Origin of the sequence: Rhizobium sp. R693, from assembly GCF_002211315.1 — a bacterium.
Taxonomy (GTDB): Bacteria; Pseudomonadota; Alphaproteobacteria; order Rhizobiales; family Rhizobiaceae; genus Rhizobium.
This window is the reverse complement of the sequence record NZ_LOKY01000023.1, coordinates 105,961-130,165: the sequence shown is the minus strand read 5'-3', so window position 1 is coordinate 130,165 and position 24,205 is coordinate 105,961. Positions and strand designations below refer to the sequence as shown.

The window sequence follows — 24,205 nt, the reverse complement described above, 5'->3', positions numbered from 1 at the left end:
GGTGGGGCGAAGGTACTGGGTGCAGACGCTTGGCGATTCGCACGCTCTCACGCATTGAACGGGTACACACATGGCAAGAAGCACATCGCCAGCAATGGATGGCCGGCCGGACCGTTTTTCCCTTTCGGGTTTCATGTTCCGGCAGGCGCAGACCCTTGTTGGCTTCGCGATTTTTCTGCTGCTCGCATTGGCAGTCGCGGCGCTCGCGACGTGGAACGTTGCAGATCCAAGCTATTCCTATGCGACCGGGAACGAACCGACCAATGTTCTGGGCTATGGCGGGGCCGCGTTCGCCGACATCGCGATGCAGTTTTTCGGCCTTGCCAGTGTCGTGGCACTCCTGCCTGTTGTGGCGTGGGCTCTGGCATTGATCTCAGGTCGTCGCATCAGCCGCATCCCGGCGCGCGCTGCCGCGTGGGGGGCGGGTTCTGTGCTTTCCTCCGCCGTTATCGGCTGCTTCCCGCCGCCGCTCACCTGGCCGATCCCCAACGGCATCGGTGGCGTTGTCGGCGATATGATCTTGCGGTTTCCTGCGCTCTTTGTTGGCGCTTATCCGACCGGGGCCTTTGCGACCGCGGTGGGCTGCGTGTTTGCCATCCCGACAGTCTGGATGATGCTGTTTGCTGCCGGTCTCGTCGGCCGTAGCGAGGACGATGAAGACGAGGCCGAGGAGGAATATGCAAACACGCGTTCGAAGCTGCGCTCGGTTGGCGATGAAGACGAGGATGACGATGAAGGTGGCTGGCTTGCCGTCGGCGCGCTGACGCATGCCTGGTACATGAGCCAGGCTCGGATGCGGCGCTTGCTCGGCATGGGCCCCCGCAAACGACGGCAGGACGATTTCGAGTCACCTTACGATTTCAACGATGACGAGTTTGGCAAGCTGAACGAACCGGTGCGCGCAAAGGCGCCAGTCGCGCGCGGAGAGCGCATGGAACCATCGATGGACCCGCGCGCTGCCTCGCAGCGCCGTGTCGTTTCTGCGCCATCCATTTCGCTCAACGATGACGAGGATGACGACGATCTGCCGTTTGACGACATGCCGCCGCGTCCGGCCGATATCCTGCCCGACGACGATGACTGGATGATGCGTGCGCCAGCCAAACCGGCCGACCGCGCCGAGCCGCGCGTCGTGCAGCCTGCCGCCCGGCCGAAGCCCGGCGCGCGCATCGAACGCGAGCAACAGGGCTCCTTCATTCGTCCGGAAGGCTTCCAGCTTCCCTCGATGCACTTGCTGGCGGAACCGAAGAATGTTGTTCGTGATTCGACCCTTTCAGCTGATGCGCTGGAACAGAATGCACGTATGCTCGAGGGCGTGCTTGAGGATTTCGGCGTCAAGGGAGAGATTATCCACGTTCGGCCGGGTCCCGTCGTCACGCTTTATGAATTGGAGCCCGCTCCGGGCATCAAGTCGTCTCGCGTCATCGGCCTTGCCGACGACATTGCCCGTTCGATGAGCGCGATCGCTGCCCGCGTTGCCGTCGTGCCGGGTCGCAACGCGATCGGCATCGAACTGCCGAACTCCACGCGCGAAACGGTCTATCTGCGCGAGCTCATCGCCTCGCGCGACTTCGAAGGTTCGAAGGCAAAGCTTGCCATGGCGCTCGGCAAGACGATTGGCGGTGAGGCTGTGATCGCGGATCTGGCGAAGATGCCGCACTTGCTGGTCGCCGGTACGACCGGGTCCGGTAAGTCGGTCGCCATCAACACCATGATCCTGTCTCTGCTTTATCGCATGACGCCAGAGCAATGCCGTCTGATCATGATTGATCCGAAGATGCTTGAATTGTCGGTCTATGACGGTATTCCGCACCTTCTCTCGCCTGTCGTCACCGATCCCAAGAAGGCCGTCGTTGCGCTCAAGTGGACCGTCCGTGAGATGGAAGAGCGCTACAAGAAAATGTCGAAGATCGGCGTCCGCAACATCGACGGCTTCAACAGTCGCGTCGAGCAGGCGCTCGCCAAGGGCGAGGTGATTTCGCGTACCGTGCAAACGGGCTTCGACCGCCATACCGGCGAGGCGATGTATGAGACGGAAGAGTTTGATCTGCAGCCTATGCCTTACATCGTCGTCATCATCGACGAGATGGCTGACCTCATGATGGTCGCCGGCAAGGACATCGAAGGCGCGGTGCAGCGCCTGGCGCAGATGGCGCGTGCCGCCGGCATTCACGTCATCATGGCTACCCAGCGCCCGTCCGTCGACGTTATCACCGGCACGATCAAGGCAAACTTCCCGACGCGTATTTCCTTCCAGGTCACGTCGAAGATCGACAGTCGCACCATCCTTGGAGAACAAGGCGCCGAACAACTGCTCGGCATGGGCGACATGCTCTATATGGCTGGCGGCGGGCGCATTCAGCGTGTCCATGGCCCGTTCGTTGCGGATATGGAAGTGGAAGAGATCGTTTCCTATCTGAAAACGCAAGGCGCGCCGCAATATCTCGACGCGATCACGGCGGATGATGACGAAGATGGCGACTACGGCGGCGGTCCGGCCGGGACGTCCAATCTCTCAGATTCCGACGATCCGTACGATCAGGCTGTCGCGATCGTTCTGCGTGACGGAAAGGCATCGACGTCGTATATTCAGCGTAGACTTGGCATTGGGTACAACCGCGCCGCATCACTGATCGAGCGGATGGAGCAGGAAGGCATCATCGGTCCCGCCAACCATGCTGGAAAACGCGAGATCCTGGTTCCGACTGACGGTGATATTCTCGACCGCTGAAATGTCAGCAGCAATTGAATGACGCCGGCGTTCACGGAAACCTGATCGCACCGAAACCGTTAGTTTATGCAGGTCTGCGAACTACGCCATGAAGGCGCCGCGTTTCCGCAGCATTCAAATTGCATAAAGGAGACATAGATGAACAACTCCGACTCCATCCTGGACCGCATCTCGCTGACCCGGCGCCATCTGTTGGGTACGCTGGCCGTCGCTGCGGCATCTTCGGTCCCGATTGCTGCCTATGCGCAGGCGGCATCCGCAGCTTCAAGCGCGGCCACCGCGCAGGCGATCGCTGATCACTTCTCAAGTGTCGCCACCATGCAGGGCGAATTCGTTCAATTCGGCCCGCGCGGCGAGCAGACCGGCGGCAAGTTCTATATTCAGCGCCCCGGTAAGCTGCGCTTCAACTATGACAATCCGTCGCCGATCCGTGTCATCGCGGATGGTAAGAATGTCGCCGTCGGAAACATGAAGCTCAAGACCTGGGATCTTTACCCACTGTCGAAGACGCCGCTCAGCCTGCTGCTGGCACAGCATATCGATCTCTCGGCCGGATCAGTCAAAAGTGTGAAGCAGGAATCCGACCTGACAACGATTGCGCTCGGCAACAACACCGTCTTTGGCAACTCGACGATTACGATGATGTTCGATCCGAAGACCTATGATCTCCGCCAGTGGACGATTACCGACAATCAGGGCAAGGACACGTCCGTGATGGTCTTCAACGTCAAGACCGGCGTCCAGTTCGACGACAAGGTGTTCAAGGTGCCCTACGAGGTGATCCCGGGAACGGCCGCTTACCGAGATTGATTTCAGCTGCTTTGCAAGAACAACGCCCTGCGATCCGCGGGGCGTTTTTCTTTTGCGGCATCCGTTCCATCGGCACAGCCTTTGCTCTAAAGCCAGTTCGTCCGGTTTTGAAAGGCAATCGAATGGGCTTCTCGGTTACGACTTGGAATATCAACTCTCTGCGGCTTCGCATGCCGATCGTCGAGCAATTCGTCCTCAAGCATAAGCCTGACATCCTTTGCCTCCAGGAAACGAAAGTTCCGAACGACCTGTTTCCTGCCTCGCCGCTGCGCGCGATGGGCTACGAACACATTATCATCCATGGCCAGAAGGGCTATCACGGCGTTGCCATCGCGTCGCGCTTTCCGTTGGTCGAGGACCACCGCCAGGACTACTGCAACGTCGGCGACGCGCGCCATATCTCGGCCGTCTTCGAACGTGGTGGCCGGCGTATTCGCCTGCATAACTTCTACGTACCTGCCGGCGGAGACGAACCGGATCGGACGATCAATCCGAAGTTCGGGCACAAGCTCGATTTCATCGACGAGATGAAGCAACTCAAGGCAAATGGCGAAGCAAACACCTCGGCAATCCTCGTCGGCGACCTCAACATTGCGCCACTTGAGCATGATGTCTGGTCACACAAGCAGCTGCTCAAGATCGTCAGCCACACGCCTATAGAGACGGATGGTCTTCTCGAAGTGATGCAGCGCGGCGCCTGGCTTGACCTGATGCGGCAGCACGTTCCGGAGAACGAAAAGCTCTATACATGGTGGAGCTATCGCGCCAAGGACTGGGAAGCGGCTGATCGCGGCCGCCGCCTTGACCATATCTGGAGCTCAAAGGACCTTGGACCGCACCTGCAGCGCATCGACATTCTGAAGGAAGCGCGCGGTTGGGAACGGCCGTCCGACCACGTGCCGGTCACGGCGCACTTCAATCTCTGATCCGTCAGACGAAGCGGTGAAGTTGGGCCGCGGCCCTGGCTGCGAGCTCGGCAATGTTGTCGCGGATGCGGCTCTCGATCAGTCGAGCTGCATCCGGATATTCCTCGATCAGCCGATGGAAGAGCGAACGGGTGATGCGGATGATGCTCGTGTCTTCTGTCGCAACGGCCGTGTACTTGCGCTCGACGAGTGTGATCAGCGCAAGTTCGGATAGAAGGGTGCCAGGTCCGGCGGTATTCTGGACTTCTGGCTCGCCATCGCGGCCGATCCGGCTGAGATCCACGCCGCCACTAAGGATGACGTAGGCGCTTTCAGCCGGCGAGCCTTCCCGAAAGAGCATCTGACCGGCGGAAATGACTCGTCGATCTGCGCCGAAGGCGATCAGCCTTAATTGATCCTCCGACATATCGTGGAACAGCGGCAACTGCGACAGCAGTCGGATGTCGTCGTTCAGCGCCATCTTACGGGATGATCTTGTAGCCGCCGTTTTCCGTTACCAGAATTTCGGCGTTGGAGGGATCGCGTTCAATCTTCTGGCGCAAACGATAGACATGGGTTTCGAGCGTGTGCGTCGTCACACCGGAATTATAACCCCATACCTCTTCCAGCAGCACGTCACGAGTGACGACCTTCTGCTCGGCGCGGTAGAGGTAGCGAATGATTGCCGCTTCCTTCTCGGTCAGGCGGATCTTCTGGCCACTGTCCATCGTCAGCAGCTTTTGGCTCGGCTTGAAAACATAGGGGCCGACATTGAAGGTGGCGTCCTCGCTCTGCTCGTGCTGTCGCAGCTGCACGCGGATGCGCGCAAGCAGGACGGCAAAACGGAAGGGCTTGGTGATGTAGTCGTTGGCGCCGGCCTCAAGGCCAAGGATCGTATCCGAATCCGTGTCATGGCCGGTCAGCATGATGATCGGGGCTTTCAAACCACCCTTGCGCAGCAGCTTCACAGCCTCGCGACCGTCCATGTCAGGCAGGCCAACGTCCATGATGAGCAGGTCGATCGGCGTTGATCGTGCGCGCTCGACACCCTTGGCCGCCGTCGTTTCCTGGAGGACCGTGAATTCGTCATAGAGCGAAAGCTGCTCCGTGAGTGTCTCGCGGAGGTCGTCGTCGTCATCCACCAAGAGAATGGTGCGTGCGGTCATGCGGCTCTATCCCTCGCCTGCGGTCCCCCTCTCCTACGCCAATTTTTCAGCATTGGCAAAGATCGGGCGACCGAGCTGTTGTCGTATACGATGCTATATGATTTCAATCATAATCCTAGCAATCGCAAACACATGTGAGAAAAATGGAGAAAACAAGGCGTCCGAGACCGATAAAGTCGACGACCCTCCTCGTTCGGCCTGCGCCAGGCAAAAAAAGCCGGGCTTTGGTTCAGTTCGGCGCAATTAGAGTGCCTGCCGCGATCGGCCGGGCCGGTCGAACGGTCCGCAAGCGTGAGGGTGATGGAGCTACCCCAATCGCTCCGATGAAGCTGCTTTACGGCTTTCGCCGCGGTGAACGTCCGATGCGTCTCGAGACATCGCTTGCGATTCGTCGCATTCGTACGGATATGCTCTGGTGCGACCAGGCTGAGGATCCGAACTACAATAGACTCGTCAAAGCGCCTTTCCGGCCGAGTCACGAGGAAATGAAGCGCAAGGACGGGCTTTATGACGTCTGTCTCGTCATGGACTGGAACATTACCTCACGAGCCCGCAATCGCGGTTCGGCAATCTTCTTCCATCTGATCAAGCCCGGTTACAAGCCGACCGCGGGATGTGTGGCGGTTCATCCGCGCGACATGCGGCGCCTTCTTCCCTTCCTGCGCAAGGGCACCGTCATACGCGTTCTTTGATGCCATGGGGGTGATAAACCGACCGCGCTGACCTATATGCCTTCTCGACCGGCGCGAGGGCTGAAATGCGCGCAGGGAAATCCGCGAGGCCGCGGGTTCAATCACGCCCCGTCCAATTCTTCAAACTTCCGGAGACATATTGTGGCACAGCAACCCATTATCACTTTCCATGACGGACATTCCATTCCCCAGGTGGGCCTTGGCGTATGGCAAACGCCCCAGGAGATTGCGGCACCGACGGTGCGCGCGGCCATTGCCGCCGGCTATCGTCACATTGATACGGCTTCCGGTTACGACAACGAGGAAGGCGTCGGCGAGGGCATCCGCTCATCCGGTCTCGATCGCAAGGACATTTTCGTCACCACCAAGCTCCGCAACACCGACCAGGGCTATGATGCGACCATGCGCGCCTTCGAGGGCAGCCTGAAGAAGCTCGGCACGGATTATGTCGACCTCTACCTCATCCACTGGCCATCGCCGCACCGCGGTCTGTATCGCGAAACCTGGAAGGCCTTCGTGACGATCAGGGAAGAAGGCCGCGCGCGTTCCATCGGTGTTTCGAACTTCTATCCCGACCATCTGGAACAGATCATCGGCGACACGGGCGTCGTTCCTGTTATCAACCAGATCGAGCTGCATCCGGATTTCCAACAGAGAGCGGCGCAGGAAGCACATAAGAGGCTGAACATCGTCACTGAATCCTGGAGCCCGCTCGGTCAGGGCAAGTTGATCGCCGATGCAACGATTGGCGAGATCGCCAAGAAGCACGGAAAGACGCCTGCGCAGGTCATCGTCCGCTGGCACATCGATAGTGGCCTCGTCGTTATACCGAAGTCGGTGACGCCATCGCGCATCGAGGAGAATTTCAAGGTCTTTGATTTCAAGCTGGATGCGGCCGACATGGCAGCGATTGCCAAGCTCGACGACAAGGGCGCCCGCATGGGACCGGATCCCTACACGGCCAACTTCTGATGTAGACTTCGCTCTCGCTCCTCTCATGCGGGGGAGGGAGAAGCGGCTGTCGTTCAGTCGAGCGAGCGCGGTGTGACGAATCGTTCCAGCGTGCCGCTTTTCGGTTTCAGCTGTTTCCAACGATCAGCATCGAATGCGATGACAGCAAGTGCGGCTGTCGGGAATTTCTGCCTGATGCCAGCACATGCCTCGGGATCGCCTGCGCCGATGAGGCCCTCTGCGAGATCCTGAAAGCCGGGATTGTGCCCTATCAGCATAAGCGTTCGAACCGATGGATCGACCGCCTGCACGACGGCAGCGATTTTCGCCGCGGAGGCTTCGTACAAGTCTTCCGTATCCAGCTTTTCGATCGAAGATGGGAGCTTTTTGGCGACGAGTTTCCACGTCTCCTGTGTGCGGCGAGCGGATGACACCAGCACAAGATCAGGAATAAGCTTTTCGCGCGCGAGATAGCGGCCCATCAGCGGTGCTGCCTTTTCTCCGCGACCCGCAAGCGGACGGTCGTGGTCGGCAACATCTGCCGGCCATGCGGATTTGGCGTGACGAAGAAGGAGAAGGCGTCGTTTTGCGGGCGGCTTCGCTGCGGCGTTCATGTTGCTCTCCAGAGAGCTAAGGTTCGAACGCGGCCATTGTCTCACCGAATGCGTCCGGTGTCTGCTGAGATAGCCTCCCCCTCGTTTCCAAGAGGGAGGCTTACGCGTCTTAGTTCCACTCGCGAATATCGACGAAGTGGCCGGCAATCGCGGCCGCGGCAGCCATGGCCGGGGAGACCAGGTGCGTGCGGCCCTTGAAGCCCTGGCGGCCTTCGAAGTTGCGGTTCGAGGTCGAGGCGCAGCGTTCGCCGGGCTTCAAGCGGTCGTCGTTCATGGCGAGGCACATGGAGCAGCCCGGCTCGCGCCAGTCAAAGCCGGCTGCCTTGAAGATCTTGTCGAGGCCTTCCTGCTCTGCCTGCTCCTTGACCAGGCCGGAGCCCGGAACGATCATGGCGTTGACGGTCGAGGCAACGGTCTTGCCTTCGACAACCTTGGCAACGGCGCGCAGGTCTTCGATGCGGCCGTTGGTGCAGGAGCCGATGAAGACGCGGTCGATGTTGATCTCGGTGATCGGGGTGCCAGGCTTCAGGCCCATGTAATCGAGCGCACGCCACTTGGAAGCACGCTTCGTCTCTTCCTGGATCTCGTCCGGATTCGGAACGACACCCTGAACGGAAATGACGTCCTCCGGCGAAGAGCCCCAGGACACGATCGGCGGCAGTTCAGCGGCGTTAAGCTTCACAACGCGGTCGAAATGGGCACCCTCGTCCGACTTCAGGGTCTTCCAGTAAGCGATCGCCTGCTCCAGCGCCTCGCCCTTCGGCGCGCGCGGCTTGCCCTTGATGTATTCGAAGGTGATCTCGTCAGGGGCGATCAGGCCTGCGCGGGCGCCGCCTTCGATCGACATGTTGCAGATCGTCATGCGGCCTTCCATCGACAGCGCGCGAATGGCTTCGCCGGCATATTCGATGACGTAGCCGGTGCCGCCGGCGGTGCCGATTTCTCCGATGATGGCGAGAACGATGTCCTTGGCGGTGACGCCAGCCGGCAGCTGACCATCGACCTGCACCAGCATGTTTTTCGCCTTCTTCTGGATCAGCGTCTGGGTCGCGAGCACGTGCTCGACCTCAGAGGTACCGATGCCGTGCGCGAGCGAGCCGAAGGCGCCATGCGTCGACGTGTGGCTGTCGCCGCAGACGATCGTCATGCCAGGCAGGGTAAAGCCCTGCTCCGGTCCGATGATGTGGACGATGCCCTGGCGCTTGTCATTCTCGGAATAATACTCGACACCGAATTCGGCGGCGTTGATGGCGAGCTGCTCGACCTGGATCCGGCTTTCCTCGTTCTTGATGCCGAGATGACGATCAGGCGAAGTCGGGACGTTGTGATCGACGACGGCGAGGGTCTTTTCAGGCGCGCGGACCTTGCGGCCGGTCATGCGCAGGCCTTCGAAGGCCTGCGGCGAGGTGACTTCATGGACCAGGTGGCGGTCGATGTAGAGGAGACAGGTGCCGTCGTCCTGCTGATCGACCAGATGGTCGTCCCAGATCTTGTCGTAAAGGGTACGCGGTGCGCTCATGGCGTTAGGTCCGTTCTTGGATGCGTATGGAGAAATGGAGCTGGTGGCGGTGAGGCCCGCCGGCCGTCATTCGATCAACGAAGTCGGCTGTTGAGTGCACCGGAAACGGTCGCAAAGAAGCGTGCCGGCAGGCGGTAATGATCCTGCAGCACGAAAATATGCGCCCCAATGCAACTGAACTTGGATTCCATGGGCTGTCACATACCAATTTTTCACGACGGCGGCAATTCGAATCATTCGGACGCTAGCGTCGGTCTTTCCCGCGCATCCGTTTCTCCACTTGCCTCAGCGCAAGCGACAGACCGATCGTCAGGATGAGATAGATGTAGGTGACGATGGAGTAGGTTTCAAAGAAGCGAAACGAGCCGGAGGCATAGACCTTGCCCATCTGTGTGATGTCCGAGACGCCGAGGACGGAGACAAGCGAACTGTCCTTGACCATCGCCACGAAATCGTTCGACAGCGGCGGGAAGATCACCCTGATCGCCTGCGGAAAGACGACGAACCGAAACCGGTGGTAGCGCGAAAGACCGAGCGCCTTAGCCGCCTCGATCTGACCGTGATCGACAGACTGTATGCCGGCGCGGAAAACTTCGGCGATGAAGGAGGAATAACCGATCATCAGTGCGATGATCGCCCGCCACATCAGCGAGAAGTCGCGCACCATCACCGGTTCGCTCAACCCGGCCTGGACCAGCGGGCTGGTCAGGAAGTTATAGGCCGCGACGATGCCGGGGGCGCCGACGAAGGCGACATAGAATAGCAGCACCAGCATCGGCACGCCGCGGATGACTTCGACGTAGAAACGAGAGATCTGGCGGAGCACGACGCTGTCGGATAGTCCGAGCAGCGCGATGCCGAGGCCGAGAAGGGTCGCCAACGCAAATCCCACCAGCGTCACGAAGATGGTGACGCCGACGCCGTTGAAGACGGTGCGGAAGACCTGCGCATAGATGTCGTTGGTGACAATGACGACGGCAAGGACGATGCCGATCGCGACAAGGGCGACTAGCCACCAGGGGTAGTCGCCCTTACTATGCCCACCCGGGGCCGGCTGAGAAGCCATCACGCGCTAACCGAAGACAGGATCATTCGCCCATCTTGTAGTCGAGGAACCACTTCTTGTTCAGCGCGTCGAAGGTGCCGTCGGCCTTCAGGCTCGCGATCGCGGCATTGACTGGGGCGACGAGATCGGAGCCCTTCGGGAAGATGAAACCGAAATCTTCCGTACCGAGCGGGCCGCCAATGACCTTCAGGCCGCCGCTGGACGCGTCGACATAGCCCTTGGCAGCGACGCTGTCCGTCAGCACGACATCAACGTCACCCGCCTTGAGAGCCTGAACGGTGGCGCCGAAGGTTTCGAAGAGCTTGATACGCGGGTTCTGTTCGTTGCCGTCAAGAATCTCGTACACGGCCGTGTAGAAAGGTGACGTGCCCGGCTGGGCACCGACGAGGCCTTCATTGAAGGCACCAAAGGTCTTGGCATCGGTAAAGCGTTTCTCATCTCCGCGCACCAGCATGAACTGCTGCGAGCGCATGTAGGGATCGGAGAAATCAACCTTGGCCTTGCGATCATCCTTGATGGTGATGCCGGTCATGCCGATGTTGTACTGGTTGTCGGAGACCGCCTGGATCATCGCGTCCCAGCTGGTGTTCTGGTACTCGACCTTGAAATTCAGCCGCTTGGCGATCTCGTTCATCGCATCATATTCCCAGCCAATCGCCTTGCCCGACTTCGGATCAACGAACTGCAGCGGCGGATAGGCATTCTCGGTGACGACGACCACCGACTTGCCGTTGAGGTCTGGAAGGTCGGCGGCAAGGGCGGCCAACGGCGACAGGATGAGGGCGGTCAGTCCAGCAAGGACGGCGCGGCGGAACGGCATTAAGTATCTCCCCGAAATATAGCTCGCGAAACTGTCACAGTTGCAAAGCGGATAGCAAGAGAATTGCTCGATAGCTGTGCGCAAAAACGGGAAAGGCGGTTCAAAAACTGTGGCTTTGATGGAAGGAATTTCGCAGAAATCGGTGTGATGGGTGCCTAGGTGGGTTGTGGGCTGGCGCTGGCTCCCGGATCCCAACGATTAATTTACGGGGCAACTGTAATTGCATCGGATCGGGGTCGTCATCAAGTCGTCGCCTGTCGCATCGCGCACACCTGGATTCTGCTGTAGAAACGAACAGAGCATGTCGCCGATCACTTCGGGTTTCGTTTCGGCTGGCACGCAGAAGTTCACGCCGAAGGAGTTAGCGAGGAAGAAATTGGCTTGACGCGCTATTTTCTTCAGCGCAACCAGAGGGGGAGAATTGGGCGCTGGCTTACCGTATCTCCCGAGTGTGGTTCAATGCGATTTGAGTTTCGATGACGAGCACTCGACAATGAGCACAACGGAAACCAGTTTTCCCCGTCGTGAATTCACGCGAGCCAGAGGCCCCGTCTACTTCGCGCTATTTGGGGGTGGTGTCATATCTCTGTATTTGATTGCAAAGGGCGCGGCGGCCATCTCGGGCTCTTGGTTTGGCCTGGTCGCCGGTATTCTCGCGGCAGCGGCACTCCTCGCCAGTTACGTCACCGGTGCTCTCAAGCTTTTGTCGCGAGTAGATTTCAGCAAGGTCACGTTAGCCATGGATCATGAGGGAATTCATGTCGCGCACCAAGCTGAGACAAGCATTCCTTGGACATCGATTGCTAAGATCAGATACTACGAAGTAGGGCGGTTCAAGCAGAGAAAAATCATCCTGATCGAGAGGTTGGATATGGGCAAAAGTGAGGTCCGTATTGATGCGGACTTCCTCAACTGTGGCAGCCCGCGCGACCTATACGAGACCATGAAGCGCTATCGTCGTTATTTCGCACCGATGAGCGAAAGTGACGATAATGGCAATGCGCTAGTCTATGGGTCATCGTCATGGACAGGGTTGGATGACGATTGACTGGATTTGAAGGCGAACGCCGCCAGCGGCGAAAGGCACAGTCGGCGCGCAACAAAAAAGGCGACCCGAAGGTCGCCTTTCCGACAATCCCTGAGGATTGAAACTTATTCTGCTGCCGGCTCTGCCGCTGCTGCAGCTTCTGCTGCTGCCTTGGCTTCTGCGGCTTCCTGTGCTGCCTTTTCGGCTGCGAGCGCCTGAGCTGCTGCAACCTTTTCGGCTTCCAGGCGTGCCTTTTCCTCGGCAACGGCCTGACGTTCAGCGTCGTTGAGCTTGCGGGCGCGGGTGCCGGTGTTTTCGACGATACGAGCCGACTTGCCGCGACGATCGCGCAGGTAGTAGAGCTTCGCGCGACGGACCTTGCCGCGGCGAACGACTTCTACGCTTTCGATAGCCGGGGAGCAGACCGGGAATACGCGCTCGACGCCTTCGCCGTAGGAGATCTTGCGAACCGTGAAGTTCTCCTGCAGGCCTCCGCCGGAGCGAGCGATGCAGACGCCTTCGTAGGCCTGTACGCGGGTACGGTTGCCTTCCTTGACGCGGACGTTCACGCGAACGGTGTCGCCCGGGGAGAATTCCGGGAGCGTACGCTGGGCTTCGATCTTGGCGACCTGTTCGGCCTCAAGCTGCTGAATGATGTTCATGACTCAACCTCTTTGTTGGTTCAACAGCCAGAGCGCTCTGAACGATCTATCCTTGGTCGAGCCGCAGATATTTGCCGGTGAGGGCAGGAGCGAATTCGTCTGTTTTTCTTTACGTGGTTGATGGGAGTTTTCCCATTCCGGGCGTGCGCATAGCGTATTCCGCAGGCTTTGTCACCCCTTCGGCCCAGAAATTTTGTCGGCCCGACCGTTAATTGTGGATGCCTGGCCGCCGGTCATCTCTCATTTGTCCAGCAGGTCCGGGCGTCGTTCGCGGGTCAGCTGCAGTGCCTGCTCGCGGCGCCATTTGTCGATCGCGCCGTGATTGCCCGATGTGAGGACCGCCGGAATCTCGCGGCCCTCCCATTCCTGCGGCCGGGTATAGTGCGGATGCTCGAGCAGGCCGCCCTCGAAGCTCTCGTGCAGTCCGGAAAGATCATTGCCCATGACGCCCGGCAGAACACGGACGATTGCATCCAGTACGGTCAGTGCCGCCGGTTCGCCTCCCGACAGCACGTAGTCCCCGATTGAGACCTCTTCCAACTCGCGCGCATCGATGACTCGCTGATCGACGCCCTCGAAGCGACCGCAAACGATGATGACCCCTTTGCCGGACGCGAGTTCGCGCACGCGCTCCTGCGTCAGCGGCTTGCCGCGCGGGCTCATCAGCAGTCGAGGACGGCTGTCGTTCTCGGAGGCGCTGTCGATGGCGCGGGCGAGAACATCGGGCTTGAGCACCATGCCGGCGCCGCCGCCGGCGGGCGTGTCATCGACGGTCCGGTGCTTGTCGGTGGCGAAATCACGGATCTGCAGGGTATCGAGCGACCATTGGCCACGCTCCATCGCCTTGCCGGCGAGGGAATAGCCGAGATGGCCCGGAAACATTTCCGGGTAGAGGGTCAGCACGGTCGCGCGAAACGCCATCGACGGCCTCACTTCTTCTTTTTCGGCTTGTCGGGCGTGAAGTTCGGTCCGTCATCCTCGCTGTCGACGAGGCCGGCAGCCAGCGGATCGATTGTGATCCTGCCGCTTTCAAGGTCGATATCGAGAACCGAGGTTTCGGAGAAGGGGATCAGGACCGGGCGCTTGCCGGGACCTTTCAGCTCCAGGAGATCGCCGGCGCCGAAATCGAAAACGCCGGTCACCATGCCGTAGCTGATGCCCTGATCGTCGAGCGCTTCCAGGCCCTCCAGATCGGCGTAGAAGAATTCGTCTTCCTCTAGTTCCTCATCCGGCAAGTTCTCACGCTCGATGTAGAGCTCCAGTCCGTTCAGCGCCTCGGCGGCATTGCGATCGTTGATGCCGCGGAAGCGGACGACGACAACGTTCTTCATCTCCCGGATATCGAGAATCTCGAAGGTGCGGCCGTCCATGCTGTGCAGGTTGCCGTAGTCGCCGAGGGCCGTCGGGTCAGCGGTGTAGGCCTTGGCGCGCACTTCGCCGCGCAGCCCCTGGGCGCCACCGATCGTTGCCATCAGAACCGGATTTTCAAGCTTTGCCATGACGTCCTTCACATGAAGCCGCAAATCTGGGCTTCTCTTAAACGAAGTGCGGTGGAATGGAAACGAAAACGGGCGGCATGTCGCCATGCCGCCCGTTCGATAAGGGAAAGTCCCCGATTATTCTGCGGAAGCAGCAGCTTCGGCAGCGTCGGCGGCCTTCTGAGCCTTTTCAGCAGCGCGCTCCTGAGCCTTCTTGCCCGGCTTTGCCTTTTCCGGGTTGTTCTTGGCGTCACGCTTTGCGAGGCCAGCTTCGTTGAGGAAGCGCAGAACGCGGTCGGTCGGCTGTGCGCCCTGCTCAAGCCAGTGCTTGATGCGGTCGTTGTTCAGCGTAATGCGCGCGTCGTTGTCCTTGGCGAGCATCGGGTTCCAGGAACCGAGGTTCTCGAGGAAGCGGCCATCGCGCGGCGAACGGGCGTCGGCGAGAACGATGTGGTAGTACGGGCGCTTCTTGGAACCACCGCGTGCGAGACGAATTTTCAGTGCCATTTTCTTTACTCCTTGGACTTTTCTGGACCGCCTGATCCGGCGGTACGGTTCATTTTGCTGCGGCGCCGTTTTCGGCGTGGTCGGCAGCGATCTGCTCATGATGCCGGATGACTTCCTTGATGATGAAGTTCAGGAACTTCTCGGCGAAATCCGGATCCAGATTGGCATCCTTCGCCAGGTGGCGGAGGCGTTCGATCTGGTATTCTTCGCGCGCCGGGTCGGCCGGCGGCAACTTGTACTTGGCCTTTAGAACGCCGACCTCTTTGGTGCAGCGGAACCGTTCGGCCAGGATGTGGACCAGCGCCGCATCGATGTTGTCGATCGACTGGCGATAGTTCGAAAGCTGGGCTTTGATTTCAGGATCAATCATCGTTCACGCGACCCTTCACTTCTTCTTGGGCAAGCCGGGAAGCCCCGGGAAACCACCACCAAGGCCCGGCAGCTTTGCGCCGCCGAGACCCGGCAAACCACCGGACATGCCGCCAAGACCAGGTAGGCCACCGCCCGGCTTTCCGAGACCAGCAGCTTCAGCCTGCTTTTGGAGCGCTTCGAGCTGTTTGGGGTCGATATTCGAAAGATCGGGCATGCCGCCGCCGAGGCCACCAAGGCCCATCTTGCCGGCAAGGCCGCCCATCATCTGCTTCATCAGGCCGCCCTTGCCCTTGCCGCCCATCATCTTCATCATGTCCGCCATCTGGCGATGCATCTTCAGAAGCTTGTTGATGTCGGCGGCATCGGTGCCGGAGCCGGCGGCGATACGCTTCTTGCGGGAGTGCTTGAGAATATCGGGGTTGGCGCGCTCGGCCTTGGTCATCGAGGAGATGATAGCGAGCTGGCGGCCGAACAGACTGTCGTTCAGACCAGCGGAAGCCATCTTGTCCTTCATGCCGGCCATGCCGGGCATCATGCTCATGATGCTGCCCATGCCGCCCATCTTCTGCATCTGGCGCAGCTGGTCGGCGAGGTCGTTCAGGTCAAACTTGCCCTTGGCCATCTTGGCGGCCATGGCAGCCGCCTTCTCGGCGTCGATGTTTTCGGCGGCGCGCTCGACCAGCGAAACGATGTCGCCCATGCCGAGAATGCGGTCAGCAATACGGCGGGGATGGAACTCCTCGAGCTCGCCCATGCGCTCGCCGACACCGATGAGCTTGATCGGCTTGCCGGTTACGGCTCGCATCGAGAGCGCCGCACCGCCACGGCCGTCGCCGTCCATGCGGGTCAGCACGAGGCCGGTGATGCCGACGCGTTCATCGAAGTTGCGGGCCAGATTGACGGCGTCCTGACCAGTCAGCGAGTCCGCGACCAGCAGGATTTCGTGCGGGTTCGACTTCTTCTTGATGTCGGCCATTTCGACCATCAAGGGTTCGTCGATATGCGTGCGGCCGGCGGTGTCGAGGATGACGACGTCATGGCCGCCGAGCTTGGCGGCCTGCACGGCGCGCGCGGCGATATCGGTCGGCGACTGGCCTGCAATCACGGGCAGCGTGTCGACATTGGTCTGCACACCGAGCTGGCGCAGCTGCTCCTGGGCGGCCGGACGTCGCGTATCGAGCGACGCCATCAGCACCTTCTTCTTTTCACGATCGGTGAGACGCTTTGCGATCTTCGCCGTCGTGGTCGTCTTACCTGAGCCCTGCAGACCGACCATCATGATAACGACGGGGGCTACCGCATGCAGATCGACACCGACACCTTCGCCGCCGAGCATCTCGATCAGCTCGTCATGGACGATCTTGACGACCATCTGGCCGGGCTTGATCGACTTCAGGATTTCCGCACCGACGGCCTTTTCGCGGACGCGATCGGTGAAGGAGCGCACGACATCGAGCGCCACGTCTGCTTCAAGCAACGCACGGCGCACCTCGCGCAGCGCTGCGGAAACATCGCTTTCCGAAAGCGCGCCACGGCCTGTCAGTCCATTCAGAATGGATCCAAGACGGTCCTGGAGGTTTTCAAACATCGGCTCTTCCTTGTGATTTCCGGGATGGCGGAAACCTTGTGCTTTTCCTTGACGAAAACAAGACGCAAAGCCAAAAAGCACCCGAGGGCGCATCGCGCTGTCGGGTGTGGACCTCCGGGATCTTTTTATACCTTTGCGGGTCCCGGTCGGTGGCTCGAGTCTTGAAGCTCGTCGCAGATTGAGCGGCGGTAAACAGGAAAACGGGCCGGGAGTCAAGGGAAAGCCGAGAAAAGACGGCGTTTCAACCTTTCAAAAGCACACGCCCGATCCCAGATCTGTTTTTCCTTCAAACGGAATAGTTCTGTATGCCCACTGCCAAGCGACGCAATCCTTACTATGAAGGGCCTGTCTCCGACCATTTTGATGGCACGCATTTTTTCAATCCGGATGGTATCGAGCCTCTCGGTTTTCGAGATTTAATGCGATGGCAGTTTGGCGGCGGCCGCGATCGTTGGCCGAAGTCGGTTCCGAGCCCCTTCGTACCGGCCAAGCCGGATGCGCGCGTTGATGGCGACGATCTGCGGGTGACCATGGTCGGCCACGCGACGATGCTGGTGCAGGTTGCGGGGCTCAATATCCTGACCGATCCTGTATGGTCCGACCGCGCCAGCCCGTTCGCCTTCGCCGGACCCAAGCGCGTCGTGGCGCCCGGGATCGCGTTCGACGACCTGCCGCCGGTCGATCTCGTTCTCGTTTCGCATAACCATTACGATCACCTCGATATCGCGACACTTAAGCGGTTGCAGGCGAGACATCGGCCGCATGTCGTAACGCCGCTTGGCAACGATACGATCATTCGTCGCGCGGTTCCCACCATGCAGGTGACGGCGATGGATTGGGGCGAGTGTATCCCGTTTGCCGGCATCAGGATCGACGCCGAGCCGGCGCATCATTGGTCGGCGCGTGGCACCGGCGATCGTCGCATGGCGCTATGGGCGGCCTTCGTCCTGTCGACACCGGCAGGGAAGATCTACCATGTCGGCGACACGGGCTTTCATGGCGGCGTCAACTACAGGGCTGCCCAGCAGAAGCATGGTGCCTTTCGCCTCGCTGTCCTGCCGTTCGGAGCCTATGAACCGCGCTGGTTCATGAAGGGACAGCATCAGAACCCTAAGGAAGCGGTGACAGGCATGCAGTTGGCCAACGCGGCCTATGTGGCAGGGCATCACTTTGCCACCTTCCAACTCACCGACGAGGCGATTGATGCGCCGATCAAGGCGCTGGATGCAGCCATGACCGACCATGGGGTACCGCCAGAGCGGTTCCGGCCGCTTAGGGCAGGCGAGGTCTTTGACGTGCCGGTCGCATGAGAATCAGTGCGACTGAGCCCCTGAACCATGCGTATTGATGATGGTGTCGGCCTCCTTGCCGTAAAGCTCCTCGAAATGATCGAAGGTCTTGGAGAAATGGCCGATGCCTTGGGTCGCGGATTTCAGTGATCGTGCCAGCTCTTCCAGGACACCACCCGGTACTAATGCCCGGAATATGTCCCAGCCCTTCGCGTTCTCGTCTCGGTCGAAGCCGAGCACCTGTCCTTTGAGTGAGGAAACGAGCGTCACCATGCCGCCGGAATAGACCGAGGGGATATGGATATCGACCCGCACGACAGGCTGCATGAGCACGGCGGATGCCTGTGACAGCGCCTGCTTGACGCCCATCTTCCCGGCCGCACGGAAGGCGAAATCGGAGCTGTCGACCGAGTGATACTGGCCGTCGGTCAATGTCACATCGACGTCGATGACCTGGAAGCCGAGCGGCCCCTTTTCCATGGCTTCGCGTGCACCGGCCTCGACTGCCGGTATGTAGTTTCGCGGTACGGTACCACCCTTGACATTTTCGCCGAAGGTAAAGCCCTGGCCGCGCTCGTTCGGCCGCACGCTGAGCTGCACATCGGCGAACTGGCCGGCGCCCCCCGTTTGCTTGCGGTGCCGGTAGCGCACGTCCGAGGGCTTGGAGATTGTTTCCCGGTAGATCGGGTTCGGTGCGCGGTCCGAAACTTCGACCCGAAAAACCTCCGACAGCGTCTTGCGTAGATCGCGCAGATGGACCGGTCCCTGAGCGCAGATCAATGCTGCGCCCGTGCCTTCTTCCTGCATCACCTTCAGGCCGCGATCGGTTTCCACCAGTTTCGCCAGTGTTGCAGAGAGCTTGGTTTCGTCACGCTCACTGCCGGGAACGAGAATTCGTTCCAGCATCGGTGTCGGCGGTGTCGTCCAGTCGGGCGGTTCGACGCTGGCCGTCTGCGTTAGCAGGGCGGGCGCGGGCAGATGCTCCGACTTCAGGGCGGCAAAAACACTGCCTGCCTGCACTGTGCCGCTGATTGGCTTTCCGCTACCGGCTTCCTGCAAGGGACCCAGAGTAGCGCCACCCAAAGAGGCGCCCTGCTTCAAGCCGTCTGCCAGCGCCCGTACGAGGACCGTCTTGCCGACATTGGCCTTGTGATAGGCGTGGAAACTAATGGCGGAAAGTTCCGCCTCTTGCGCGCCGGAACTTCCAGAGAGCCTCGTTCGCAACGCTGCTGCCGGCGGCGCTTCGTGGCGAAGAGCCTTCATCAGGCGCATGATGCCGTTGCTGTGCGAGGCGGCGCCGAACAGCACGGGGATGACTCGATTCTCCTTAAGGATGCGCGAGGAGATCGCAAAAATTGTATCACTTGCCGGTTCCCGGTCCTCGATCAGCTCCTCGAGCAGCCAGTCGTCGAACTCCGAAAGCTGCTCGAGCATCTCTGCCCGCGCCTCGTGCTCGCGCTCGACAGCATCCTGCGGCAGTTCGATGAGTGCGGAGGGCTGCCCCTCCCGGTAGCGCCAGGCGCGCTCGGAAATGAGGTCGCAGCTGCCGACAATCGTATCACCCTCGCGGATCGGGACCTGCCGCAGGACGAGGGGGTGGTTGGAATAAGTCTGAAGCGAGGCAATGACATCGCGCAGTCGACCGCGCGGCTCGTCCATCCGGTTGATGAAGACGAGGCAGGGGGTGCCGGAGGCCTCGATGGCGCGCAGATAAGGTGCGGCAAGAACGGCGTCATCCGGCGTCGGCGATATGCAGAGAATGCAGGCGTCGCTGACGAGCAGCGCATCCTGCGCCAGGGCAAGCGCCTCATTTGCCCCGGGGGTGTCGATCGCACACCACGCTTCGTCCTTGAAATCGAACTCTGTAAGGCTTGATCCGTATGGAGAGGCTGACTTTCTGGGCATTCCCTCGAGCGAGGCCAGCTTTGCGACGAGTGTCGTTTTTCCCGTCTGCGAGGGCCCAAGTACCGTGAAGCAGCGCATCGGCGATCCTCCCTGCCAAAAGCACGCATCCGAGACCAAGAATGCCTCGAAGCGGTGAAAAGCGCTAGATATTTGCAGTCATTCTTAAATATGAGGTCTCGATATGGCTCTCCCATGAATGTGTCGCGGTGCTCGGGTCCGTCAAGCCACTGGTAATTCCTCGGCATTTCCGCCATATACAGCCCAAACAGAGACGGACATGACAGCTATGAGCGCAACGGTCGAATTCGCGAAGATGAACGGGCTTGGCAACAAGATCCTGGTCGTTGACATGCGCGGCCGCGCCGACAAGGTGACGCCCTCCGCAGCAATCGCGCTGAACGCAGCATCGGACACGCAGTTCGACCAGATCATGGCGATCCACGACCCGAAAGCAGCGGGCACGGATGCCTGGATCGATATCCTGAACTCCGACGGCACGAAGGCGCAGGCCTGCGGTAATGGCACGCGCTGCGTTGTGCAGGCGCTTGCTTCGGAAACCGGCAAGAGGGTGTTCACCTTCCAGACGGTGGCAGGCATTCTCAATGCTGTTGAGCACGAGGATGGGACGATCTCCGTCGATATGGGCAAGCCGGTCTTCGACTGGGACAAGATCCCGCTCGCGGAAGAATTTCACGATACCAGCCGCATCGAACTGCAGATCGGGCCGATCGACAATCCCGTGCTGCATTCGCCCTCCGTCGCTTCGATGGGCAATCCGCATGCGATCTTCTGGGTCGACCGCGATCCGATGTCGTTCGATCTCGGCCGTTTTGGACCGCTGCTTGAAAACCATCCGATGTTCCCCGAGCGCGCCAACATCACGCTGGCGCAAGTAACTTCTCCCAGCTCGATCACGACGCGCACCTGGGAGCGGGGCGCGGGACTGACGCTGGCCTGCGGTTCTGCCGCTTGTGCGACCGCCGTTTCCGCCGCTCGCACCGGACGGACCGGGCGCGAAGTCGCGGTGAAGGTTGCAAGCAGCCCCAATCAGGGCGTGCTGACGATCGAATGGCGCGAACGCGACGGTCACGTCATCATGACGGGTCCGGCCGAATGGGAATGGTCGGGCACGCTCGATCCGTCGACGGGTGCGTGGTCGCGCGATGCGGCGCCGGGAGCGGAAGCGCGGTGAGCGGCGTCGAGGTCATCACCTTCGGCTGTCGTCTCAACACCTACGAATCCGAAGTGATGCGGGCGGAGGCCGAGAAGGCCGGGCTCAACAATGCCATCCTCGTCAATACTTGTGCGGTTACCGGCGAAGCTGTGCGCCAGGCTCGCCAGGCGATCCGACGCGCCCGGCGCGACAATCCGCATGCCCGCATCATCGTGACCGGCTGCGCGGCCCAGACGGAAAAAGAGACCTTCGCCGACATGGCCGAGGTCGATGCCGTCCTCGGCAACGAGGAGAAACTGAAGAGCGCTTCCTATCGCGCCCTGCCGGATTTTGGCGTTTCGGCGGAAGAGAAGCTGCGCGTCAACGACATCATGAGCGTGCGCCGGACGGCGCCGCAGATGGTCAAGCACATCGATGGTCATGTGCGGGCCTTCATCCAAGTCCAGAACGGCTGCGACCACCGCTGCACTTTCTGCATCATCCCCTATGGTCGTGGCAATTCGCGTTCCGTGCCGATGGGGGCGGTTGTCGATCAGGCGCGCAAGCTCGTCGAAAGCGGTTACCGGGAGATCGTGCTGACCGGGGTCGACGCGACCAGCTATGGCGCCGACCTGCCCGGCGAGCCGACGCTCGGGCTGCTTGCGAAAACGCTTCTGAAACAGGTGCCCGATATTCGCCGCCTGAGGCTTTCATCGATCGATAGCATCGAGGCGGACAAACATCTGCTCGATCTGATCGCCGATGAGGCGCGGTTCATGCCGCATCTTCATCTTTCGCTTCAGCATGGCGACGACATGATCCTGAAGCGGATGAAGCGCCGCCATTCGAGCGCGGACGCCTTGGCTTTCGTCAACGACGTGCGCCACCTGCGCCCGGACATGAGCTTCGGTGCTGATATGATTGCCGGCTTTCCGACCGAGAGCGAAGAGATGTTCGCCAATGCCGTGCGGCTGGCGGAAGAGGCCAATATCGCGCATCTCCACGTCTTTCCCTATAGCCCACGGCCGGGGACGCCCGCCGCGCGAATGCCGCAGCTTGATCGCGCTCTGGTCAAGGAGCGGGCAGCGCGGCTTCGCGCTACTGGACATCGCCTGCATCAGTCCCATCTCGACGAGATGGTCGGAACGCAGCAATGGCTGCTGGTGGAAAACAACGGTTTGGCGCATACGGAGAACTTCACGCTTGTCGCAGCGGCGGGACTTGCGGCTCGCAGCTTCGTGCAGGCTGTCATCACCGGGCACAACGGCAAACACCTCGACATGCAATTGACGGCCGCCGACGCGGCCTGAGTTTACGGAATCCTCATGGCGTTCAGTTTCATTAAAAAGGTCTTCACCTTCGGCCCGAAGCCGGAGGAAGAGCAGGCGCCGGAGCCGGTCGAGACGAAGGCGCTCGAATCCGAACTGGAGCCGCATTCGCGCGAAGAGAACCTTCCTGTTGCCGCCGATCCTGTTCTGGCGGAGGAGATGGATACGGCCGGCGGTCCCGCCGATGATGCCCCGATCGAGGAGCTTGCCGAGCGGGCCGAAGCGCTCGCGGATGAGGACGACGTTTCCGAGGCCCTGCCGTCTGAGGTGCAGGCGAGCGATATAGGCGTTGTGCCGCTCTCGCTGCTTGAAGCCGAAGCCGAGGTCGATACTCCTGCTGAGAGCACGCTGGAACCGACGGTTCCTGTTGCGTCTTCCCTGCGGCCGGAAATCGGCGACCGGGCAGAGGAAGAAGTCGCGGAAGCAGCATCCGCTGGCGAAACCGAAGAGACGTCGGCTGCAGAGCTCGCAGCGGAAGCCGATGCGGCACAGCAGCCCGTGACCGATCGGGCCTCTCCTGCCGAGCAAGAAATATCTACGCCGGCGGAGTACGACGACGCTTCCAGCGATTCCCCCGCCGCTCCCGTCCTTCCGAAGGGATTCGCCACCGGTCCCGCGGCTTCCGAAGCCACACCTCTGGTGCCTGCGCCAAAACTTTCCTGGTTTCAGCGCCTGCGCGCTGGCCTCGCCCGCACCTCGTCTCAGCTCACCGGCCAGATCGCCGCCCTCTTCACCAAGCGCAAGCTCGATGACGATACGCTGCAGGATCTCGAGGATCTGCTGATCCAGGCCGATCTCGGTGTCGAGACGGCGATGCGCGTCACCGATACGCTCGCCTCCGAGCGCTACGGCAAGGACGTGACCGGCGAGGACGTCAGCCGCATCATGGCAAGCGAAATTGCCAAGGTGCTGAAGCCTGTCGCCAAGCCGCTGCAGCTCGATCTCAGCCACAAACCACACGTCATCCTCGTTGTCGGTGTCAACGGTACGGGCAAGACGACGACGATCGGCAAGCTGGCGGCAAAACTCTCGAGCGCCGGCCTCAAGGTAATGGTGGCTGCCGGCGACACGTTCCGCGCCGCTGCCATCGAGCAGCTGAAGATCTGGGCCGACCGCACCAAGTCGGAGTTCATCGGGACCAAGCTCGGCGCCGATGCGGCGGGTCTCGCCTATGATGCCTTCGAGCAGGCCAAGGCGAAGAAATGCGATGTGTTGATCATCGATACCGCCGGTCGCCTGCAGAACAAGGCGGAGCTGATGGCCGAGCTTGAGAAGATCGTTCGTGTTCTCGGCAAACTCGATCCGGATGCGCCGCATACGGTGCTGCAGACACTTGATGCAACGACAGGGCAAAACGCGCTTTCGCAGGTCGAAATCTTCCGCAACGTGGCTGGCGTCAACGGGCTGATTATGACGAAGCTCGATGGCACGGCCCGCGGCGGCATTCTCGTGGCGATCTCCGCCAAGCACAAGCTGCCGGTCTATTTCATCGGCGTTGGGGAAGGCGTCGACGATCTCGAACCTTTCGAGGCTGAGGATTTCGCGCACGCCATTGCCGGGCTCGGCCAATAATGCCACAGATATGCCGACAAACACGGGCAAGCGTCTCGTGTGGCACAAAC

At 60.5% G+C, this 24,205-nt stretch carries 23 protein-coding genes; 10 read left to right on the top strand and 13 right to left on the bottom strand.

Going from position 1 to position 24,205, the window contains the following annotated elements; all coding sequences use genetic code 11:
• Positions 1 to 70 precede the first annotated feature (70 nt).
• From ATY79_RS18320 to ATY79_RS18310, 3 genes are all read left to right on the top strand, one after another.
• Positions 71 to 2,731, top strand: coding sequence for a DNA translocase FtsK (locus ATY79_RS18320; protein ID WP_088693019.1), 2,661 nt, complete (start codon positions 71 to 73; stop codon positions 2,729 to 2,731).
• Positions 2,732 to 2,869: 138 nt separating this feature from the next.
• Entirely contained in the window at positions 2,870 to 3,541 is a 672-nt protein-coding gene (locus tag ATY79_RS18315; protein ID WP_088693018.1) for an outer membrane lipoprotein carrier protein LolA, read from the top strand.
• A 122-nt stretch (positions 3,542 to 3,663) separates the two neighbouring features.
• Positions 3,664 to 4,467, top strand: coding sequence for an exodeoxyribonuclease III (locus ATY79_RS18310; RefSeq protein WP_088693017.1), 804 nt, complete (start codon positions 3,664 to 3,666; stop codon positions 4,465 to 4,467).
• A gap of 4 nt (positions 4,468 to 4,471) precedes the next feature.
• On the opposite strand, the gene ATY79_RS18305 is transcribed toward ATY79_RS18310, so the two are convergent.
• Together ATY79_RS18305 and ATY79_RS18300 are read right to left on the bottom strand one after the other, a co-directional pair.
• On the bottom strand, positions 4,472 to 4,927 hold the full coding sequence (locus ATY79_RS18305; protein WP_088693016.1) for a cyclic nucleotide-binding domain-containing protein: 456 nt from the start codon (positions 4,925 to 4,927) through the stop codon (positions 4,472 to 4,474).
• 1 nt (position 4,928) lies between these two features.
• Positions 4,929 to 5,612 carry a response regulator transcription factor gene (locus tag ATY79_RS18300; RefSeq protein ID WP_007528266.1) on the bottom strand — a complete coding sequence of 228 codons (684 nt, stop codon included), beginning with the start codon at positions 5,610 to 5,612 and terminating at the stop codon, positions 4,929 to 4,931.
• A 170-nt stretch (positions 5,613 to 5,782) separates the two neighbouring features.
• On the opposite strand from ATY79_RS18300, the gene ATY79_RS18295 reads away from it, so the two are divergent.
• Positions 5,783 to 6,304 (top strand): L,D-transpeptidase family protein, encoded by a 522-nt coding sequence (locus tag ATY79_RS18295; RefSeq protein ID WP_088693233.1) that lies wholly within the window; start codon positions 5,783 to 5,785, stop codon positions 6,302 to 6,304.
• A gap of 141 nt (positions 6,305 to 6,445) precedes the next feature.
• Positions 6,446 to 7,276 carry an aldo/keto reductase gene (locus tag ATY79_RS18290; protein ID WP_088704551.1) on the top strand — a complete coding sequence of 277 codons (831 nt, stop codon included), beginning with the start codon at positions 6,446 to 6,448 and terminating at the stop codon, positions 7,274 to 7,276.
• Positions 7,277 to 7,329: 53 nt separating this feature from the next.
• On the opposite strand, the gene ATY79_RS18285 is transcribed toward ATY79_RS18290, so the two are convergent.
• The 4 genes from ATY79_RS18285 to ATY79_RS18265 all read right to left on the bottom strand — a co-directional run bounded on the left by ATY79_RS18285 (position 7,330) and on the right by ATY79_RS18265 (position 11,274).
• On the bottom strand, positions 7,330 to 7,869 hold the full coding sequence (locus tag ATY79_RS18285) for a histidine phosphatase family protein (protein WP_088693014.1): 540 nt from the start codon (positions 7,867 to 7,869) through the stop codon (positions 7,330 to 7,332).
• Positions 7,870 to 7,978: 109 nt separating this feature from the next.
• On the bottom strand, positions 7,979 to 9,388 hold the full coding sequence (gene leuC / locus ATY79_RS18280; RefSeq protein WP_088693013.1) for a 3-isopropylmalate dehydratase large subunit: 1,410 nt from the start codon (positions 9,386 to 9,388) through the stop codon (positions 7,979 to 7,981).
• Between the two features lie 244 nt (positions 9,389 to 9,632).
• A complete protein-coding gene (locus tag ATY79_RS18270; protein WP_088693012.1) occupies positions 9,633 to 10,454 on the bottom strand; it encodes an amino acid ABC transporter permease in 822 nt (273 codons plus the stop codon).
• Between the two features lie 22 nt (positions 10,455 to 10,476).
• Entirely contained in the window at positions 10,477 to 11,274 is a 798-nt protein-coding gene (locus ATY79_RS18265) for a transporter substrate-binding domain-containing protein (protein WP_088693011.1), read from the bottom strand.
• 493 nt (positions 11,275 to 11,767) lie between these two features.
• On the opposite strand from ATY79_RS18265, the gene ATY79_RS18260 reads away from it, so the two are divergent.
• A complete protein-coding gene (locus tag ATY79_RS18260) occupies positions 11,768 to 12,322 on the top strand; it encodes a hypothetical protein (RefSeq protein ID WP_141105560.1) in 555 nt (184 codons plus the stop codon).
• Positions 12,323 to 12,426: 104 nt separating this feature from the next.
• Here ATY79_RS18260 and rplS read toward each other — a convergent pair whose 3' ends face one another.
• From rplS to ffh, 6 genes are all read right to left on the bottom strand, one after another.
• Positions 12,427 to 12,963, bottom strand: coding sequence for a 50S ribosomal protein L19 (gene rplS, locus ATY79_RS18255; protein ID WP_018855826.1), 537 nt, complete (start codon positions 12,961 to 12,963; stop codon positions 12,427 to 12,429).
• A gap of 240 nt (positions 12,964 to 13,203) precedes the next feature.
• Positions 13,204 to 13,884 carry a tRNA (guanosine(37)-N1)-methyltransferase TrmD gene (trmD, locus tag ATY79_RS18250; RefSeq protein ID WP_088693008.1) on the bottom strand — a complete coding sequence of 227 codons (681 nt, stop codon included), beginning with the start codon at positions 13,882 to 13,884 and terminating at the stop codon, positions 13,204 to 13,206.
• A gap of 8 nt (positions 13,885 to 13,892) precedes the next feature.
• Positions 13,893 to 14,462, bottom strand: coding sequence for a ribosome maturation factor RimM (rimM, locus tag ATY79_RS18245; RefSeq protein ID WP_088693007.1), 570 nt, complete (start codon positions 14,460 to 14,462; stop codon positions 13,893 to 13,895).
• 117 nt (positions 14,463 to 14,579) lie between these two features.
• Positions 14,580 to 14,948: a 30S ribosomal protein S16 gene (rpsP, locus tag ATY79_RS18240; RefSeq protein ID WP_088693006.1), complete on the bottom strand. Its 369-nt coding sequence runs from the start codon at positions 14,946 to 14,948 to the stop codon at positions 14,580 to 14,582.
• Positions 14,949 to 14,997: 49 nt separating this feature from the next.
• Positions 14,998 to 15,318: a chorismate mutase gene (locus ATY79_RS18235; RefSeq protein ID WP_016556656.1), complete on the bottom strand. Its 321-nt coding sequence runs from the start codon at positions 15,316 to 15,318 to the stop codon at positions 14,998 to 15,000.
• A gap of 15 nt (positions 15,319 to 15,333) precedes the next feature.
• Positions 15,334 to 16,908, bottom strand: a complete 1,575-nt coding sequence (gene ffh / locus ATY79_RS18230; RefSeq protein ID WP_088704549.1) for a signal recognition particle protein — start codon at positions 16,906 to 16,908, stop codon at positions 15,334 to 15,336.
• Between the two features lie 305 nt (positions 16,909 to 17,213).
• Here ffh and ATY79_RS18225 point away from each other — a divergent pair, with 305 nt between their 5' ends.
• Positions 17,214 to 18,218 carry an MBL fold metallo-hydrolase gene (locus ATY79_RS18225; protein WP_088693004.1) on the top strand — a complete coding sequence of 335 codons (1,005 nt, stop codon included), beginning with the start codon at positions 17,214 to 17,216 and terminating at the stop codon, positions 18,216 to 18,218.
• 3 nt (positions 18,219 to 18,221) lie between these two features.
• On the opposite strand, the gene ATY79_RS18220 is transcribed toward ATY79_RS18225, so the two are convergent.
• Positions 18,222 to 20,180, bottom strand: a complete 1,959-nt coding sequence (locus ATY79_RS18220) for an elongation factor G (protein WP_088693003.1) — start codon at positions 20,178 to 20,180, stop codon at positions 18,222 to 18,224.
• 208 nt (positions 20,181 to 20,388) lie between these two features.
• Here ATY79_RS18220 and dapF point away from each other — a divergent pair, with 208 nt between their 5' ends.
• From dapF to ftsY, 3 genes are read left to right on the top strand one after another with little or no spacing between them, the layout of a single operon-like run.
• A complete protein-coding gene (gene dapF, locus ATY79_RS18215; RefSeq protein WP_088704635.1) occupies positions 20,389 to 21,294 on the top strand; it encodes a diaminopimelate epimerase in 906 nt (301 codons plus the stop codon).
• Positions 21,291 to 22,565, top strand: a complete 1,275-nt coding sequence (gene mtaB, locus ATY79_RS18210) for a tRNA (N(6)-L-threonylcarbamoyladenosine(37)-C(2))-methylthiotransferase MtaB (protein WP_088693001.1) — start codon at positions 21,291 to 21,293, stop codon at positions 22,563 to 22,565. The genes dapF and mtaB overlap by 4 nt, the downstream gene beginning before the upstream one ends.
• 15 nt (positions 22,566 to 22,580) lie before the next feature.
• The gene (gene ftsY / locus ATY79_RS18205; RefSeq protein WP_088693000.1) at positions 22,581 to 24,155 is read left to right on the top strand and encodes a signal recognition particle-docking protein FtsY; all 1,575 of its coding nucleotides are present in this window, start codon (positions 22,581 to 22,583) and stop codon (positions 24,153 to 24,155) included.
• Positions 24,156 to 24,205: the final 50 nt, after the last annotated feature.

What these genes read in the sequence shown, in the direction of transcription:
- ATY79_RS18320 (WP_088693019.1), top strand. Translation starts at nt 71, where the DNA reads ATGGCAAGAAGCACATCGCCAGCAATGGATGGCCGGCCGGACCGTTTT.
- ATY79_RS18300 (WP_007528266.1), bottom strand. Translation starts at nt 5,612, where the DNA reads ATGACCGCACGCACCATTCTCTTGGTGGATGACGACGACGACCTCCGC.
- trmD (WP_088693008.1), bottom strand. Translation starts at nt 13,884, where the DNA reads ATGGCGTTTCGCGCGACCGTGCTGACCCTCTACCCGGAAATGTTTCCG.
- ATY79_RS18305 (WP_088693016.1), bottom strand. Translation starts at nt 4,927, where the DNA reads ATGGCGCTGAACGACGACATCCGACTGCTGTCGCAGTTGCCGCTGTTC.
- rplS (WP_018855826.1), bottom strand. Translation starts at nt 12,963, where the DNA reads ATGAACATCATTCAGCAGCTTGAGGCCGAACAGGTCGCCAAGATCGAA.
- ATY79_RS18265 (WP_088693011.1), bottom strand. Translation starts at nt 11,274, where the DNA reads ATGCCGTTCCGCCGCGCCGTCCTTGCTGGACTGACCGCCCTCATCCTG.
- ftsY (WP_088693000.1), top strand. Translation starts at nt 22,581, where the DNA reads ATGGCGTTCAGTTTCATTAAAAAGGTCTTCACCTTCGGCCCGAAGCCG.
- ffh (WP_088704549.1), bottom strand. Translation starts at nt 16,908, where the DNA reads ATGTTTGAAAACCTCCAGGACCGTCTTGGATCCATTCTGAATGGACTG.
- ATY79_RS18235 (WP_016556656.1), bottom strand. Translation starts at nt 15,318, where the DNA reads ATGATTGATCCTGAAATCAAAGCCCAGCTTTCGAACTATCGCCAGTCG.
- ATY79_RS18220 (WP_088693003.1), bottom strand. Translation starts at nt 20,180, where the DNA reads ATGCGCTGCTTCACGGTACTTGGGCCCTCGCAGACGGGAAAAACGACA.
- leuC (WP_088693013.1), bottom strand. Translation starts at nt 9,388, where the DNA reads ATGAGCGCACCGCGTACCCTTTACGACAAGATCTGGGACGACCATCTG.
- ATY79_RS18260 (WP_141105560.1), top strand. Translation starts at nt 11,768, where the DNA reads ATGAGCACAACGGAAACCAGTTTTCCCCGTCGTGAATTCACGCGAGCC.
- ATY79_RS18225 (WP_088693004.1), top strand. Translation starts at nt 17,214, where the DNA reads ATGCCCACTGCCAAGCGACGCAATCCTTACTATGAAGGGCCTGTCTCC.
- dapF (WP_088704635.1), top strand. Translation starts at nt 20,389, where the DNA reads ATGAGCGCAACGGTCGAATTCGCGAAGATGAACGGGCTTGGCAACAAG.
- ATY79_RS18310 (WP_088693017.1), top strand. Translation starts at nt 3,664, where the DNA reads ATGGGCTTCTCGGTTACGACTTGGAATATCAACTCTCTGCGGCTTCGC.
- ATY79_RS18315 (WP_088693018.1), top strand. Translation starts at nt 2,870, where the DNA reads ATGAACAACTCCGACTCCATCCTGGACCGCATCTCGCTGACCCGGCGC.
- rpsP (WP_088693006.1), bottom strand. Translation starts at nt 14,948, where the DNA reads ATGGCACTGAAAATTCGTCTCGCACGCGGTGGTTCCAAGAAGCGCCCG.
- rimM (WP_088693007.1), bottom strand. Translation starts at nt 14,462, where the DNA reads ATGGCAAAGCTTGAAAATCCGGTTCTGATGGCAACGATCGGTGGCGCC.
- ATY79_RS18270 (WP_088693012.1), bottom strand. Translation starts at nt 10,454, where the DNA reads ATGGCTTCTCAGCCGGCCCCGGGTGGGCATAGTAAGGGCGACTACCCC.
- ATY79_RS18285 (WP_088693014.1), bottom strand. Translation starts at nt 7,869, where the DNA reads ATGAACGCCGCAGCGAAGCCGCCCGCAAAACGACGCCTTCTCCTTCTT.